This is a genomic window from Mucilaginibacter sp. (assembly GCF_039207105.1).
Lineage (GTDB): Bacteria > Bacteroidota > Bacteroidia > Sphingobacteriales > Sphingobacteriaceae > Mucilaginibacter.
Window position 1 is genome coordinate 33,536 of the sequence record NZ_JBCECK010000027.1, and the last position, 17,122, is coordinate 50,657.

Annotated in this window: 16 protein-coding genes; 9 read left to right on the plus strand and 7 right to left on the minus strand. The window is 38.8% G+C overall.

Annotated features, from left to right (window positions below; translation table 11 throughout):
- Positions 1-73 precede the first annotated feature (73 nt).
- Genes AAGC65_RS08100 through AAGC65_RS08110 form a run of 3 tightly spaced genes read right to left on the minus strand, consistent with a single transcriptional unit; the run spans position 74 to position 5,946 of the window.
- On the minus strand, positions 74-910 hold the full coding sequence (locus AAGC65_RS08100) for a glycerophosphodiester phosphodiesterase family protein (protein WP_343111930.1): 837 nt from the start codon (positions 908-910) through the stop codon (positions 74-76).
- Positions 911-922: 12 nt separating this feature from the next.
- The gene (locus AAGC65_RS08105) at positions 923-2,494 is read right to left on the minus strand and encodes a SusD/RagB family nutrient-binding outer membrane lipoprotein (protein ID WP_343111931.1); all 1,572 of its coding nucleotides are present in this window, start codon (positions 2,492-2,494) and stop codon (positions 923-925) included.
- An 11-nt stretch (positions 2,495-2,505) separates the two neighbouring features.
- A complete protein-coding gene (locus AAGC65_RS08110; RefSeq protein ID WP_343111932.1) occupies positions 2,506-5,946 on the minus strand; it encodes a SusC/RagA family TonB-linked outer membrane protein in 3,441 nt (1,146 codons plus the stop codon).
- A 559-nt stretch (positions 5,947-6,505) separates the two neighbouring features.
- On the opposite strand from AAGC65_RS08110, the gene AAGC65_RS08115 reads away from it, so the two are divergent.
- Both AAGC65_RS08115 and AAGC65_RS08120 read left to right on the plus strand, forming a co-directional pair.
- Positions 6,506-7,006: a class I SAM-dependent methyltransferase gene (locus tag AAGC65_RS08115; protein WP_343111933.1), complete on the plus strand. Its 501-nt coding sequence runs from the start codon at positions 6,506-6,508 to the stop codon at positions 7,004-7,006.
- Between the two features lie 75 nt (positions 7,007-7,081).
- Positions 7,082-9,214, plus strand: a complete 2,133-nt coding sequence (locus AAGC65_RS08120) for a GH92 family glycosyl hydrolase (RefSeq protein WP_343111934.1) — start codon at positions 7,082-7,084, stop codon at positions 9,212-9,214.
- Between the two features lie 36 nt (positions 9,215-9,250).
- Here the strand turns inward: AAGC65_RS08120 and AAGC65_RS08125 are convergent, their stop codons facing one another.
- The 3 genes from AAGC65_RS08125 to AAGC65_RS08135 are packed head-to-tail and all read right to left on the minus strand — an operon-like array spanning position 9,251 to position 10,970.
- Positions 9,251-10,024 (minus strand): oxygenase MpaB family protein, encoded by a 774-nt coding sequence (locus AAGC65_RS08125; protein ID WP_343111935.1) that lies wholly within the window; start codon positions 10,022-10,024, stop codon positions 9,251-9,253.
- A gap of 42 nt (positions 10,025-10,066) precedes the next feature.
- A complete protein-coding gene (locus AAGC65_RS08130) occupies positions 10,067-10,369 on the minus strand; it encodes a transcriptional regulator (RefSeq protein WP_343111936.1) in 303 nt (100 codons plus the stop codon).
- Positions 10,350-10,970 carry a hypothetical protein gene (locus AAGC65_RS08135; RefSeq protein WP_343111937.1) on the minus strand — a complete coding sequence of 207 codons (621 nt, stop codon included), beginning with the start codon at positions 10,968-10,970 and terminating at the stop codon, positions 10,350-10,352. The genes AAGC65_RS08130 and AAGC65_RS08135 overlap by 20 nt, the downstream gene beginning before the upstream one ends.
- 221 nt (positions 10,971-11,191) lie before the next feature.
- On the opposite strand from AAGC65_RS08135, the gene AAGC65_RS08140 reads away from it, so the two are divergent.
- On the plus strand, positions 11,192-11,596 hold the full coding sequence (locus AAGC65_RS08140) for a DoxX family protein (RefSeq protein WP_343111938.1): 405 nt from the start codon (positions 11,192-11,194) through the stop codon (positions 11,594-11,596).
- 223 nt (positions 11,597-11,819) lie between these two features.
- A complete protein-coding gene (locus tag AAGC65_RS08145) occupies positions 11,820-12,086 on the plus strand; it encodes a hypothetical protein (RefSeq protein WP_343111939.1) in 267 nt (88 codons plus the stop codon).
- 14 nt (positions 12,087-12,100) lie between these two features.
- Here the strand turns inward: AAGC65_RS08145 and AAGC65_RS08150 are convergent, their stop codons facing one another.
- On the minus strand, positions 12,101-12,847 hold the full coding sequence (locus AAGC65_RS08150; protein ID WP_343111940.1) for an EcsC family protein: 747 nt from the start codon (positions 12,845-12,847) through the stop codon (positions 12,101-12,103).
- A 174-nt stretch (positions 12,848-13,021) separates the two neighbouring features.
- Here AAGC65_RS08150 and AAGC65_RS08155 point away from each other — a divergent pair, with 174 nt between their 5' ends.
- From AAGC65_RS08155 to AAGC65_RS08175, 5 genes are all read left to right on the plus strand, one after another.
- A complete protein-coding gene (locus AAGC65_RS08155) occupies positions 13,022-13,909 on the plus strand; it encodes a dienelactone hydrolase family protein (protein WP_343111941.1) in 888 nt (295 codons plus the stop codon).
- Positions 13,910-14,086: 177 nt separating this feature from the next.
- Complete coding sequence (locus AAGC65_RS08160) at positions 14,087-14,899, plus strand: SDR family oxidoreductase (RefSeq protein WP_343111942.1); 813 nt, start codon at positions 14,087-14,089, stop codon at positions 14,897-14,899.
- Between the two features lie 191 nt (positions 14,900-15,090).
- A complete protein-coding gene (locus tag AAGC65_RS08165; RefSeq protein ID WP_343111943.1) occupies positions 15,091-15,351 on the plus strand; it encodes a hypothetical protein in 261 nt (86 codons plus the stop codon).
- Between the two features lie 595 nt (positions 15,352-15,946).
- Positions 15,947-16,471, plus strand: a complete 525-nt coding sequence (locus AAGC65_RS08170) for a UpxY family transcription antiterminator (RefSeq protein WP_343111944.1) — start codon at positions 15,947-15,949, stop codon at positions 16,469-16,471.
- 60 nt (positions 16,472-16,531) lie between these two features.
- Positions 16,532-16,921, plus strand: a complete 390-nt coding sequence (locus tag AAGC65_RS08175; RefSeq protein ID WP_343111945.1) for a helix-turn-helix domain-containing protein — start codon at positions 16,532-16,534, stop codon at positions 16,919-16,921.
- Positions 16,922-17,122 lie beyond the last annotated feature (201 nt).

Below are 17,122 nucleotides of genomic sequence, written 5' to 3' on the forward strand. Positions count from 1 at the left end.
ACTCCTGCTTGTAAAAGTAAAGGCCCTTATTTTAGTTAATAAGGGCCTTGTGCATTATCGTAATAATGAATAGTTACCTACTCATTTCCTTTTTAATAGCGATTAGCAGTTTAGGATCATCGGTATAAATCCTTTGTATTCCTAATTGCAGCATTTTTTCTAAAGTGGCAAGGTCATCAACAGTCCAGGCACCCGCTTGCAGGTTGGCAGCCTTGATTTTGTTTACATTTTCGGCAGTAACCGCACTGTAGTGCATCACAATAGTTTCAAAGCCTTTTTCTTTAGCCACCTTAATATCATTATCAATATTGGCATTAGGCAGCCTGTCCCAAAAAATGGGTATTTCAGGTGCCAGCTTTTTGGCTAAAGCTACGTAGTCTAAACCGCTGTCATTAAAACCAACCATCTTTTCAGCGCCGGATTGTTTAATAATGGCTAAAGCATCGGCCACGCAATCCACCTTTAAATGCATAGATACATGGGTACGATTTTGCTTCATAAAAAGCTCCAAGGCATCTTTTAATAAAGGCATCCGTTGTACAGGACATTGCTGTAAAGTAAGGCCTTTGCTTTTCCTGAACTCGGCAGCTACATCTAATTGTTGTAACTGCTTGTAAGTAACATCCGGAATAGATAATTCCACACCGGCCATGCGTTTGGTATCCGCATCATGGCTGATCACGATTTGACCATCCTTAGTTTTACGGATATCTAACTCTACCCAATCAGCATGCACATCAATACCACTCTGAAACGCAGGTAATGTATTTTCTGGAAACTGAACCGAGTTACCGCGATGCGCTGTCACGCCTTTAACCACCTCAGTAGTATCTGCCGGAACAGCCTGAGCATTTGCTGCAAATGGGAGCACCACCACAGCAAACGCGAAAAATAAATCAAGCTTTTTCATTTTATATAGCTATTATTTAAGCAGCCACATTACACCATTTACATCATCAACATTGCCATACTGGGCAATAGCAGCATTGTAGTTAGCCGTATTGGCTGATTGCTCGGCAGCTGGATATTTGTAACGCAAAGCTATCTTACCATTATTACCTGTACCTACTCCTGTTTTAAATACAGGGTAGCCGGTACGGCGCCAGTTAAAGTATGGCTCTAAACCGCTGTTCAAATAAAAGGCAATATATTTTTGCTCATTAATTTGGCGGATACCATTTTCATTATTACCGGCATATTTTACTGCTGGCTGGGCATAGTAAGCATTGTAATCTACGTTAACAGTATTACTTACATAAGGACCGGCAACAGGCACTCCCAATGGCAGCGAATAAACAGTCATGCTGCCTTTATCCGGAATACCGTAAAAGGCCATTGATGATTTAATACCGGCATTATAATAAGCCTCGGCATCACCTAAAGGGCCACCGTTTATCCATCCACGGTTAATGGCTTCGGCAATATTAAAGCACATTTCGGTATAACCTACAATAGCCGTAGTTTCGCCTGTATAGCCGGAGTAGTAACGATACCGATTGATATAGCTTAATTTACCGCCGCCATTCTGACTGGCCAGTACACCCATATCCAAGCCTATATCACCACCCTGAAAAGCAGCAAAATCTGTAGGGCTTAGGCCTGAGCTCACCAAGCCCGGTGCGGGATCTGTAGTGATAAATACCCGCGGATCCTTATCGGTGGTTAGCAGGCTCACATAGGTATCAGCACTGTTATTCAGCGCGCCGTTGGCAAAGGTCTCCTTATTTAAAGGATAACGGTTAGTTGGGTTTAGCCAGGTATACTTTAAATCATCGGCAGTGCTGCGCATAAGAGGATATTTAACCGGATCAGCAATGATCTGGGTAAACTGCTGAGCCACCTTAAGGTCTGCGTCACTGGTCTTCTTGCTCAAGTGTATCAACAGGCGTAAACGATAAGTATTAACTACCTTTTGCCAGGCTTGCAGGCTATTGTTAAAATAAATGTCGCCGGTAAAAGCTGATGTACCTTTTAGCAAGGTGGTTATATCGGCATTGGCTTGTTCTAACAAGTTCAGGCTGTTCAGGAAAACCGTTTTTTGCGGATCATAAACAGGACTTAATTGTGTAGCTCCCTGCAATGCCTGCGACATGGGAATATCACCCATTTGCAAGCTCATTTTTGTAAAAAAGTATGCCCTGAAAAATTTGCCCAGAGCGCTGTATGGTGTTATGCCTCCTGTATTTGTAGCAGCACCTTCTTTTTCCATATTGGTAACATCGGTAAGCACGGGGTATAGATTACTCCCAGGGCCAAAATTGTACTGATTGTTACCAAAGTATGAGTTGTTTTGTAACTGGTACTGGTTAGTACGGTCGAGCTGACCACCTGGCGCCTCCAGCATATTGTTCAATATACCGTTTAATAATAATGAAGCCTGTACACTGGTAGGTTTATTAGGATTCTCATACAGATCCTGAAAACTCTTTTTACAGCTTGATAGTATAGCTGCCATCATCACTAACAGCAGTATTTTTTGCATATATATCTTCATAGCTATGAATATTAAAAAACAACATTTAGGTTAACACCATAACGGCGGGTTGTTGGGGTTTGTAGTGTTGAGGTAGCAACAGCTGTGTTGAATTGCTCAATATCAATACCCTTGTATTTATTATCCTTGTAGAAATAAAGCAGGTTACGCCCAACCAACGAGATAGATGCTTTTTTAATAAGCATACCCCTTAACCATTCTTTCGGAAAATCGTACCCTATTTGTACTTCCCTTAGCTTGGCATAGGTTTTACTTACCAACGAACCTTCGGCCACTTGACCATAGTATTGGGTAGCCCAGCTTTGTACCGTACTGGTTGATGTATTTTTGGTAAACTGCAGTTGGTTATAATTGGTAATATGGCCAAAGTTATCATACTTAATGGCGGTGCCATTACTTACCTGAACACCATCGCCAACGTAAGTACCTTTATAGGCAGCAACACCGGCGTTTACATCATCATCAAGCCTTGATTTACCCAATGCTCCTTCAACAGTAGCTATATTAGCGCCACCCTGCATGGTTAATGAATACAAACGATCTGATATTTTACCGCCTACGCTGCCATCAAACTGGAAGCTGAATGAAAAGTTTTTATACCTGAATTTGTTACCTACCGACCATATAAAATCAGGGTTCATATAGCCCAGGTTTTGGTTGATAGGATTTTTCAATGGCTTACCTCCAGCATCATACACAATTTGTCCGTCTGGTGATCTGACAAAGGCCGATCCATACAAAACATCTGTTCTGTCGCCTTTTTGGAAGAAGGTGTTATAATAAGTTTGCCCCGGAGGAAGCTCCAGGAAAACATCTTTAAATGTAGACCAGTTGGTCATTACATCCCATGAAAAGTCATGTAGTTTTATCGGAGTAGCAGTAAGGGTAAGTTCTAAACCTGTTTTACGGGTTTTTAATGCATTGATATAATAAGTGGTATAACCGGATGTTGGCGAAATTGGATTGGCCAAAATTTGCGGGCCGTCAATATATTGGAAGAGCGTAGCGCTTAAACCGATCCGGTTTTTGAGCAAGCGAATATCAAAACCCTCCTCGTAGGTTTTACGGTTAAACGGCTTGATATTTGGATCAACTATACTGCCCGGTGAATTTGCAGAAGTTGTGTTATTGTATGGTTTGCTGGTTGAATAAACAGGCTGCAAAGAATAATCGGGTCCGCCGTAAGGACTTAAATAATTATTTCCATACTGCGAAAAGTTGGAGTAAAGGCTATTAGCCGTTGAACCACCCAAGGTAGTGTATACGTTAAAAGGTGTAGCGCCGATATTAGTTGCCGTAGCATCGCCGTGTACGGTAGCAAATGAGCCACGCAATTTAAATGAAGAAATAACCTCAGGTAACCTGATATAGTCTGAAACTACGGTAGTTGCCGATACGCTCGGGTAAAAATAACTATTGTTACCTTCTGGAAGGGCTGATGATTTATCTATCCTTCCTGTGGCCGAAATTGTAGCATACTTACCAATAGAAGCATCTAACGAAGCATACGCACTGATCACCCGCATTTGCGAAGTGAAGTTATTGGTCATCAATGTATTCAGCGAGTTATTGAAGTTGTACACATTCGGAATAACCAGGTAATCGGTTGAAGTAAAATTGGAATTGTAATTAAAATTACGCAAACTTCCACCCGCTAAGCCCGATAGCGTGATCAGATTACCAGCGTGATAGTTATAATTCAGCAACAAATCGGTATTATTCTCGAACAGGTTCCTTCTATCTTCACGAAAATCACCCTGCCCCAGTGTACGGGCATAGGTAAAGGCGCCCCAGGGCATTTTTTCATCTCGTACCAGTGAGTAAGTAGTGATTTGCGAACGTGCGGTAAGGTTCAGGTGTTCATCCAGTTTATAATTTAATGAAAGGTAACCGTTAACGTCTGTTTTATCATGGCTCCGTGTCCAATCTTCTACCATTAACCAGGGGTTATTGTAGTGTACGTGCTCCGGAAACACAGCCACCTGGTTTACTTTGCCAGGTGCCCATACGTTTCTGATATCTGGCGAGTCTACGTTCCATTCACCACCTGTCCATACAGATAGGTTGTAAATTAAACTGTTGGGGCCATAAGTAACATCGGGCACGTTATCAGAATAGGTTTTATTGAAATTCAGATCTGCATTAAAGGTTAAGCGTTTAGATATCTGATAGCTGGCCGTAGTATTAAAATTAAAGATATTAAGACCTGTGTTGGGCACTATACCTTTCTGGTTAGATTCCGACGCTGAAAAACGCATGGCATATTTATCACCACTGGCAGATAAGGCCACATTATTAGTGGTTTGAAAACCCGCTGTGATAAAACGATCAAGGTTGCTTTTGCCATCTACATAACCACGGTTTAAGTAAGGCTCTGGTTTAATATGACCTGTATAGGTCAGATCGCCAAATTTAGTAGTATAGGTTTGATCTGGGGTGTATGTACCATCATACTGAGGAATAAGCTGACCACGAAATTTAGGCCCCCATAATTGATACTGGGCATCCTGAAGACCGCCACCAAAACCATCGGCATAGGCATACTGACCATACATACCACCGCCGTAATCATGCTGTGTTTTAGGTTCGGCTATAAAGCCCTTATCAATAGAGGTAGTGGAGTTAACCTCAACTGTAAAACCTTTATCTTTTCCTGCTTTTTTGGTTGTTATCAGGATAGCGCCATATTGTGCACGGCTGCCATACAGGGCTGCACCGGCCGGGCCTTTGAGCACTGTGAATGATTCAATATCATCTGGATTAAGGTTATAGGTATCTGAACTAACCGGAATACCGTCGATAACAAACAGCGTGATCTGGTTACCGCGCAATAATAACGATGGTGTACCCAATAGTTCAGCATTAAGCGCCACAGAAAGACCTGCAACCTTACCTGTAAGCCCGGTGATAGGGTTTGAATCCCTGGCTTTTACCAGTTCATCGCCTTTTACTTCCTGTACTGCATAACCAATTTTATCGGCACCTTTTTTTACACCAAGTGCTGTTACAACTACCTCATTTAAACTTGTGGCAGATGGTAGCATCCTGATCTGCAAATCATTTGCAGCATTGGCTTTAACCAGGTAATCTTTAATAACCTGTTTATCAAAACCCATGTAGCTGAAAGTAATTTCATAAGTTTTGCCGGGTTCAAGATTTTTAAGATTGAAAGCGCCGTCAATATCAGTTACTGATGTTTTTAATTTATTGGTGCCGTTTTCTTTGGCTTGTATGGTTACCCCTATCAGCGGTAACCCTTTTTCGTCAACCACTTTACCCTGTAAAACGCCGTTTTCTTCGCCACCTATTTGTGCGGAATGATTTGTGATTTTACTTCCTTGCTCTTTAGCCTGTAGCGTATCTGTTATTAATAACAGTAGTAATATTATCGCCGCAGATCTCGTTATAGTACATAGTAATTTATATACATTTCTTTTTGTAGAATTGCGCATAGCTTTTAATTAGTTTGTCATTTAGCAGAATCATGAATTATTAATGGCTTGTATGAGGGCGAATTGGTGGAACAATTCGTCCTTTTTTATGCCTCGTACATCAGCTTATTTCATATATTTTATCCTCCTGTTTTTTAAGTTCTTACTCAATTGATTTATGTGAAGCAGAGAAGGTATCAGTTAATAGCGCAGACTGGAGTCTTTAACAAGCGCGCTTTAAAATTGAAAGTATTTACCGTTTTACAACTATGTGATTGTTGTTGTAACAGACCTGTACAATGGTAGCTTACACAGGCAGGCAATTGCTGATGATATTTCCTCACGGGGAGGAATAATATAAGATAGGAAAGGTTTTTCACGGTACTAAAATAGGACCGCCTTCATTTTTAGAATGTTAAGCAAGCATTAAATCATCGATTATTTTGTAACTATTAGTTATAATATGTAAACAGCATAATAACATAATTAATACCAGTGCCGGAAAATAGCACAACATAAATAAGCTTTCTCATCTGACTTTGATTCATTTCAATCGTTTTTTCTTTAGTATTGTAATCAGATGAAACAAATAGATGCTATATCTCTCATCAGTAAAGGGATTAACATACATCAGCAGCAATACTGGGCCGATCTTGGTTGCGGTACAGGTACCTTTACAGAGGCTCTTTTCAAGCTTTTACCAGCCGGCAGCTCTATTAATGCTGTTGACCTGCAAAAGCAGCAACTCAATATTCCTGTAAATTTCACCCAAGCAAATTTTGAGACAGATGTACTGGTATTACCACCTCTTGATGGTATATTAATGGCTAATTCCCTGCATTTTATAAAAGATAAACAAAAGCTTATATACAAATTGGAAGGTTATTTTGCGAAAGCCAAAAGCTTCCTTATTGTTGAATATGACACTGATAGCTCTAATCAATGGGCACCTTACCCTGTCTCTTTTGAAAATTTAGCTACCCTGTTTACTGAACTCGGTTATACCAGGATCACCAAACTGGGCGAATTACCTTCTGTTTATAATCATGCAAAGCTTTACGCGGCAATTATTCAATCATGATGTATGTTAACTTACCCGTAGTTTTATACATTTGGTGCTCAATTAAAAACTACCAGTAATAAAGCCAAATCACCTATGAAATCAAGTATTGTATTCATTTTGATGTTCCTGTTTGTGAATTACCAATCACGAGCGCAGCAGTCACCCGCTAATTATGTTAACCCTTTATTAGGTACCGCAACTTTATGGGATGCTAAAGATGCCGGATATACACCTACCAGAAGGGTTTGGGGAGCTGAGGTATTTCCTGGCTCATCTGTGCCTAATGCAATGGTGCAGTTAACTCCGGTTACTCAATTTCATAGCGGTTCGGGTTATCAGTATGAAGACAAGGTGATTTACGGTTTCAGCCATACCAGCAAAGGGCATTGGAATTTATGTTATATTCCCTTGCTACCTGCCACCGGTACTATAAATCCGGATGATTATAAATCTGCTTTTAATCACAAAAACGAATCGGCTCATCCGGGATATTATCAGGTTTACCTGGAAAGGTACGGTGTTAATGCAGAGCTTACCTCTACCCTGCGCGGCGCGTTCCACAAATACACTTTTAAAGCAGGTGAAAGCAAAAAGCTTATTGCAGACCTATCTATGTCAAACGAAAGGGTAAAAAGCTGGAACATTATAAAAGAAGGCGAAAATACTTTTACTGGCTTTCAGCAAGCTGGCGAAAAAATGTATTTCTATGCGGTAACCAATCATACTATTAAAAATATTGACTCTGTAAAAAGCGATAGCAAAACAGTTCCTGTAGTAAATTTCGCTGATGCGGATAAGCCTTTGGAGATCAAGATCGGATTTTCGTTCGTAAGCATAAAAAACGCTAAAGAAAACCTGGAAAAAGAAATGCTGAACAAAAGTTTTGATCAGGTAAGAAAAGAAGCTACTGATACCTGGAACCAACTGCTTTCAAAGATCACGATAACAGGTGGTACGGAAAGGCAAAAAGGTATATTTTACTCCTGTCTGTACCGGTCGTTCTTGTGGCCTGCCTTGCGCAGCGACAATAATGGCGACTTTACCGACCTTAGCGGTAAGGTTGTAAATAAAGGCTTTAACTATTATACAGAACCATCCTTATGGGACGATTACCGTAATAAACTGGTATTGTTAGGATTATTAACTCCTAAAGTAGCTAACGATGTAATTAAATCATTAATAGATAAAGGTGAAGTTAAAGGCTTCATGCCTACCTTTTTTCACGGTGACCATGCATCGGCATTTATCGCAGGATCATATTTGCGAGGCTTACGGGATTACGATGTAAAAAAGGCATATGAGCTTTTATTAAAAAACGCCACTGTAGAGGGCGGTACAAGACCCTACATTACCGAATTTAACACCAAAGGATACATTGCCGAATTGGATGTAGAGCATCCTGTTACCAATACGGTAACTAAAGCCGCCGTAACTAAAACGTTAGAGTATTCTTATGACGATTATGCTGTAGCCCTATTAGCCAAAGCATTAAACGACACAGCCAATTACAAAATGCTGATGAGCAAAACAGGTAATTATAAAAACGTGTTTGATGCTTCAACCGGATTTATGCGTGGTCGTTTGGCCGATGGCAGCTGGGTAAAAAATTTCAGGCCCGATTATCCTTATTTTGAGTACATGTACCGTGAGGCCAATGCGTGGCAGTCTACTTTTTTTGCGCCGCATGATCCGCAGGGTTTAGTATCACTGTTTCCGAACAAAGTCAAATTTGAGCAGAAACTGGATTCACTTTTTACCATTCCGTGGAAAGGCTATGAAGCCGAAAACATATCTGGCTTTATCGGCCAGTATTGCCAGGGTAACCAACCTGATCACAGCACGCCATTCATGTATTATTTTGTGGGCAAACAGGAAAAATCTCAGGTTATACTGGATAGCATCATGAACCATTTTTATGATATGGGAAAAGATAAGCTGGCTTACGCAGGTATGGATGATGCAGGTGAAATGTCGTCATGGTATGTGTTCAACGCGATGGGATTTTACACCTTTTCTCCAGCCGATCCTCAGTATATTGTCTCGGTTCCCTTATTTGACAAAGTGAATTTTAAGTTCGGAGATACAGGCAAAAGCTTTACAATCATCAAAAAGAACAACGGTAAAAAAATAACATCAATCACTTATGGAGGTAAAAAACTTGATGGTTATTTTATTACGGACGCGGCATTGAAAGAAGGTAAACAACTGGAGATAAGCACCCAGTAAACATCTTATCATAACAGCTTCAAATTCAGGATATGGCTATTGTAACGGCTCACTAAACCGTTCCATATTCTGAATTTGAAGTTTGTACTTAGCAGGCAACAAAGCATTTCTGAGAAACCTCTGCAATTTGATACCTGCGCTCAACTTATACATATAAAGTAAAGGCTTTAGCAACTTTATTTTTCCTAATACCAACAATGTTTTTACTCTTTCAGGAGCCATTAGTGCCTGAACTAACCGCAGTAAAATGTATCTTATTGCGCCTAAATGATGGCGATAGCGCTTGAACAAGTCGCGAGTAAAATCACTCAATTTTAGATCCTGATCCAGGTGCTTTTGTCGCATAGTTTTCCATGCATTGTAGTTCGTGGGCAAACCTTCAATACCCATCCTAAAGCCTACTTTGTAAAACACCATAAACACTTCTTCTTTTTCCGCCAGTGTTAAGTTGCGTTCCAATAACTCATATGAACGTATCGAATAATCAATCAGCATAAACAACACATCCCGGTAAGCCCAATCGGGTATATTGGCTCCTCGAGCCGCTTCAACATGTTTGTGTATGGTAGTAACCTGATCAATAGCAGCGTAAGCCGCGTCGGTAGTAGCAAAAATTATCCGTTGGCCATAGGTTACGGTAGAAAACAGTCTGCCCAATGGATCAGCGGGTAGTTTGCCGGTGAAGTAAAGCCAATCAACTGCTTTATTAAGGGCAAATTCAGCAGAAGAAGCTGCAAAAATAAACAGAACGGTATCGGCTTTGCCCCAAATTTCCCTTACAATCGAATTTTCCTCAACAAAATACTTCATCACTTATTGGGGTGTATTGAATAATTCAAATTCAATAAAAACTTACCTTTTCTGCTGCTTTATTAAATTTTCGAGTGCTTCAAGGTGTTTTTTAAAGGCAGTGATCCCCTTATCAGACGCATGATACCGCGTATTGGGTTTGCGCCCCAAAAAGGATTTATTTACAGTTATATATTCGTCTTTTTCCAAAGCTTTCAAATGCGATGCCAGGTTACCATCAGTTACCTCCAGCAAATCTTTTAACGAGTTAAAATCATAACTTTCGTTAGCTACCAGTACGCTCATGATTTGTAGGCGTATTCGGTTTTCAAAAGCCTTATCAAAATTAGTTAACGCTATTTTCACGATCGTATTTAAAGTACATCATACTGCCATACAAAATATGCAGTACACCAAAACCAAATGCCCAAAAGTAAAGGCCGTAACCCGGTATCAGGGTGGTAAGCAACCCCAATGCTATTTCACATATACCAAGCCATTTTACATCGCTATAGGTATATTGTCCGGCAGCAACCAATGACAGGCCATAAAACAGCAGACAACCGGGTGCGATAATACCAAAGTGCCCCTGAATAAACAAGAGCAAAACAAAACAACCACCAGTTAATAGTGGCAAGCCACCGCTTTTTAACAGTAGGCTGCTACTCTGGTTCCATACTTTTTGGCCTTTGCGTTTAGCCTTACGAGTAGTTAACCAAATACAGGTGGTTATAGAAAGCACTAATACAATTAAAGCTATTACAAACAGCTGGATTGTAACATTGGTCGTATTTGAATAAATTCCAACATGATCTACGTAAAGCAGTTTGTATGCTATGCCTGCACCTATTAAGGCATAAATGCCAGCCATTACACCAGCTAAGCCACTGAGGGAAATAAATTTTGTCGACCGCTCCATAAGCGTTCGGATGGAACTGATCTCGGAATAAATATCTTTTTCTTCCATATAAAGTACTTTGCAATACAAAGCAATGGTATTTTATTTACATCTCCAAATATTACAGTAAAATATATTAGATCATGTTAACCACAGAGACCGCGAAAATTCCTGAACTATCAAAATGTCTTTTCCAGCTTTTACTTTGTCCGGTTCACACAGAAACAACTGGTCGTTTACAGCTGTAAAGCCCACATTTGAACCATCATAAACACTTAATCATCAAAATCATGACACTTAAAAATGCAAAAAGAATTTATTGGACAGGCGCAGTATTAACCTCTTTATGGTTTGGAGCCAGCGGTTTTTTTGAACTTACCAGAAACCCAATTGTTTGGGACATTACGCTGAAGTTAGGATACCCTGCTTATTTTATTTATGTATTGGGCGTTGCCAAATTATCAGGAATTATAGTTCTTTTAGTCCCGGATAAATTATTGAGATTAAAAGAATGGGTATTTGCAGGGATATTCTTCGATATCATTTTCGCCTTCAGCTCCAAACTGACTATTGTTGGCCCTGCTGGCACTATTGATGCCATTATTGCTTTCATTATGGTAACAGTAACCTACCTCATGTATAGAAGCATATATCCGGCTAATTATGTTTACCCATTAGCCAGCGTTAAAAAATAAGCCCCCCATCATTAAGTGCCGGAAACCTCATCCGGCACTTAATTTTTATACCGATGCTTGATGTTTTTTTAGCCCAATTCGGGTAACAAAGTTGATACAAAACTCATCATATCTGCAATATTTTCCCCAGTCTGGTAGCTATTAATACCACAATTACCTTTAAAAAACAGGTGGCATAGAACTTGAAATATGCTATTCAATAAACCCTTTAGTCAATTTCATTATGAAACAGAGAGAAACCTTTTTTCAATCCCAGGTGAATATTTTTTATCAGGTTCTTGAAGAAATTCAGGAAGAACACTGGTACTGGTTTAATTCGCGGCACGGGGTTAACAAAGTGCAGGAGCACGATCTGATCATTAATCACATTCAACTTAATTATGTTGATTCGAAAATCATGTTCTTTAAATTTCGAGATAGTTCTGAAATGCCTCAAAACATCCGTGAACAGTGCATGCAGGCTTATGATTGGATATTTAGTTTTGAGTGAATACCAATATTAAGTTAAATATCCTGATCTTGTATTCTTAAAGGTTTTAGTACACGCATCCGGTAGCAATTCATAGCGGTTTCACCCAGTAGTGCTATGAGTTGATAATTAACAATAGCACCTACAGCGGCTCCAATTACCGGTATTAGTTGGGCCATTTTTGCAAGATCAATATAATCACGGTATTCCTGCTGAAAGGTGCGCCAGTCAAACTCATCTGCATCACGAGGCAAATGGATACTATAGTTCTCCCAGTTTTTTAACAAATCATAAATCTGATTACGCCGTTGCTGGCTGGAATAAGCCAATTGGAAAACATAAAGTATATATAACCTTTCCTTATAATCCTTCACATCAAAACCATATAAAACCGCAATACTAAAAAGCAGTTTCATTTTTATCCCGATAAGGACAGGGAAATCAGCCAATCCCATTAATATGCCTCCCGCACCTGTAACAGCACCTTCTACGGTGGCCGTTTTTTGATAAATGCTTATTTGTTGTTTAATATAACTCTCTTTCAATTGCAGGGAGGCATCATTCGCTAATTTATTTGTAGTGGTATACTTAGCACCAAAAAGTACGGCCTTAATCATATTTTCGATAGTTATCGTTATTATTTTGTGCAGCTTCTCGGGTATAATATTATTGATTTTACACTGTATACTTTTAGCCATGCGGTTAGCAAAGGATGGATTTTTTTGCATCTTTTGTTGCCATTCATTTAATGCTAAATGCACTTTTTCTTCATATGAAGCCATACCCTGAAACCTGCTTTTAAATAATAGACCTTTATTTAAACGGTAATGTTACTATCAACAAGAAAAAAGCTGCCTTGTTATAAATAGCCTTAAAAACTTTACGTTATGCGAAATGTTAATATTTGAATGGCAAATCTTTGCCACGAATCGTTAGATTTGATTAAACCTTTAACTATGAGCCAAATTAACAAGGAAGACATCAGCCAGGAAGTATTTGATCTGTATGATGATTATGCACACAATCGGCTAAGCCGGCGTTTATTTGTAGAAAAGTTATCACTTTTTGCTGTAGGTGGTTTAACCGTACCCGCTCTCATGGCTTTCCTAATGCCAGATTATAAAGGGAACGTACAGATAAAGGCTGACGATCCTCGTTTAAAATCCGGATATATTACCTATCCTTCACCTAAAGGTGGCGGAAATATAAAAGGGTTATTATCAAAACCAATTGATGCACAAAAAAAGCTCGGCGGCATTATTGTAGTTCATGAAAATCGCGGGTTGAACCCCTATATTGAAGATGTGGGTCGAAGATCTGCTTTGGCTGGTTTTATTTCACTTGCCCCCGATGCTTTGACACCTCTGGGTGGTTATCCTGGTAATGACGATGATGGGCGTGCCTTGCAAAGTAAACGGGACAAAGGCGAAATGGAAGAAGATTTTATTGATGCATTTAATTACCTTAAAAATCACCCCGATTGTAATGGCAAAGTTGGTGTTGTAGGCTTTTGCTTTGGCGGCGGCATAGCTAACATGATGGCTGTTCGTGTGCCTGAACTGGCTGCCGCAGTGCCGTTTTACGGTAGCCAGCCTGTTGCTGCCGATGTACCTAAAATTAAAGCTCCGCTCATGCTTCATTACGCATCATTAGATACCCGGATCACAGAAGGTTGGCCAGCCTATGAAGCTGCTTTAAAAGCAAATGGCAAAAAATATCAGGCTTTTATTTACGAAAACGTAAATCATGGTTTTCATAATGATACTACCCCACGTTATGACAAGGCAGCCGCAGAACTTGCCTGGAAACGTACCATTGATTTCTTTAATGAAAATTTAGCATAATATTTAAACTTAACTATAAAAACAGAAAAGCTTCAATCCATTAGGATTGAAGCTTTTCTGTTTTTGGCTAAACCCAAATAGCATACGACATTCATTACTTTCACTGGTATACTCTATGATACTGATTACAAAAGTATATCATTTATCAAATATCTTTGTCAATAAAAGAAAAACATCATGAAAACTATATTTATAACCGGTACCAGCACCGGCTTAGGCAAATTAACAGCAAAACACTTTGCTCAGCAAGGCTGGAATGTTGCAGCAACTATGCGCACACCCGAAAACGAAACAGAATTAAATCAATATCCCAATATCAAAATATTCAAACTGGATGTAACTGATATTGAACAGGTAAAAACAGCCACAGCTGATGCCATAGCCGCATTTGGTAAAATTGATGTGGTGGTTAATAATGCAGGTATGGGTACTTATGGCGCACTTGAGCTTGCAAAAGAAAACGATATAGATTGGCAATTTGCTGTAAACACCCGCGGGCCTATCAATATTATCCGGGCATTTTTACCACATTTTAGGGCTAATAAAGGTGGTATGTTTATTAATATCAGCTCATTCATGGGCGTTACAACAGCCGCTCCATTAGGGTCTTTGTACAACATGTCGAAATTTGCATTGGAAGGCCTGACAGAAGGCCTGTATTACGAACTGAAACCGCTCAATATTGAACTTAGGCTTATTGAACAAGGTGGTTCCCATGATAATAACTTTATCAATAACGTAGTTTGGAATACTGATCCTAACATCACGGCATATGATGAATTAACAGGCAAACTAAAACATCTTTTCGCTACTGCTGATGATAGCCAAAAAGATGATCCGCAGGTTATCGTAAATGCTATAAATGACCTGGCTATTGGCGAAAGTAAAAAGTTCCGTACAGTAATCGGTAATATGGGCAATTATCTGGTATCGCTTCGTAATTCGGTACCTATTGAGGAGTATTTGGAAACTATTGCTGCCAACTTTTAAGCATCACTAATTAATAAACCATAAAGGCGCTGTAAACAGCGCCTTTATGGTTACTGACCAATCCAAAAATCTAACTATATTCTATCTAATTCATGATTACAGTTAAACATCTAACAATCTAACCGTATGTTAACTTGACTTCCATTTTTAGTTAATCTAACTTTAACATACCCTAATATATAAGAATTCATATGGAAGAAGATGATGAATTAACCGCGGAATATCAAAGCATACTATCCGATATTTTTGATAACAAAGATCTTGACATTCATTTTTTTACGATCAGAGAAAGGTTAAACTACCTCAATAACAAGATTGATGAACTAAACGCAAAAAATCAGGAAAATCCGCTTCTCCTTAGGATCACTTATGATTATTACCGCCTGCAGGATATTTTACTTGCCGGAAACGCGAAACTTAAACTTAAAAGCAATGGCTTTAAAAACAACTAAGGCCATCCTTATTTAAGGATATGAAAATTAAATCAGGCATTATTTATTTTGGAACGTAATAGGCATTTAGCTAAAATTTAATTTGGCTTAATACTTGCTTTATAATTATCAAATAATTACAAAGTTAAAAAATCAAGTTTGAAGAGGCTGGTAGGGGTACCAACCTCTTTTTTTTTACCTGCAATTATTGTCCCCTCTCCTATTTATAGCTAAATTGCTTAAATCGTTTCTTTGCAAAAAAACGGGGAAAAATATCCCCACTATTCCCCGACATCCATACAAATAATACCCCAATCCATTTAGTAGGATATCCAATAGTCAAATATTTTACAAAATTTAAAAATTTCTTTTTAACCCTTTAAAATAATACTTGAGCCTTAACAGCCAAAAAGTGAGCTTACGCAGCCTTTGGGTGAAATGTGAAAAATTTACCTTAGCAGCACCCTAATTCTCACAATTGTAGCAGGTTATGTGTTCACCCCAACCCATAGTCAAGCCCGTTTCATTTGTTATTTATACTGTTGATTTTTTGTACAATGTAATTACGTTGTTGCCATAAAAATTAAATTATTTACATAACTCTCACAGTATTATTATGACAAGCTTCACAACAACAGAAAAAAGTAAAGCCTCCAAATGGATGGTTGTTTACACACGATCACGATGGGAAAAGAAAGTTGATAAACTTTTGCAAACTCAAAAGATCAATTCGTTTTGCCCAACGATAAAAACAAAACATCGTTGGGTGGATCGTACCAAAGTGGTTGATCTTCCACTGTTCACCTCTTATTTATTTGTAAATGCCGACCCTAAGGAGCAATTAATGGTTAGGCAAACAATGGGTGTTGTCAACTTTGTTAATCATTGCGGCAAACCGGCCACCATCACTGATTCAGAAATAGAACGTATAAAAAACCTTATCAATAGTCATGAAAATATTGAAGCGGTAAGTATGCCCCGCATTAAAGTTGGGGATCAGCTTAAGGTTGAAAATGGTTTGTTATTAGACTGGCAGGGCGAAGTGCTTAAAATAAACGGCAAATCTGTAGTTATGCTTATGAAAGAACTTAACTGCGCATTAGTGATCGATACCGAACAAACAGCACTAAGCAAAATTTAATCTTCTAAACTTATCGTAATAAAAACTTTGTCACCAATCATATAAAAACACGTATAAATTATGGAAAGCCATCACGGACGGATCGTAGAACTGACTATCCGGAAAAAGGGATTGAATATTTCTGAAATTGCACGCCTGACTCATGTTAACCGCAGATCGGTTTATAACTGGTTTAACCAAAAATACCTTAAACCAGAAATAATTTACCGGCTGGGGATTGTTCTGAAACACGATTTTTCTGTTGAGTTTCCAGATCTGTTTTCAAAACAGGACTTTTTGAAAAATCATAAAACCGTTAATGATTTTAACAATACAGATCCGGTTTCTGAAGAAATACCAGGTAACCATATCTGGAAAGATCGGTACATATCATTATTGGAAAACTATAATAAGCTATTAATATCCTATGCCAAACGCGAGGATGCTTTACAAGGAATAATGAGGGACTAATTTGCATATGAGGGCAGAAAAGTTATAATTAATTATACGAAAATAGAGGTATACAAGGATTTATTTTTAAATTGGTTCACCCATTATATGCACTCATATTATTACTAATTCATAAATAAAAACATATGCTTGTTGTTTTAAATATAATTTTCCTGCTCTCTTTTTTGGTTTTTGCTTATCTGAACCTGAACGATGTAGACT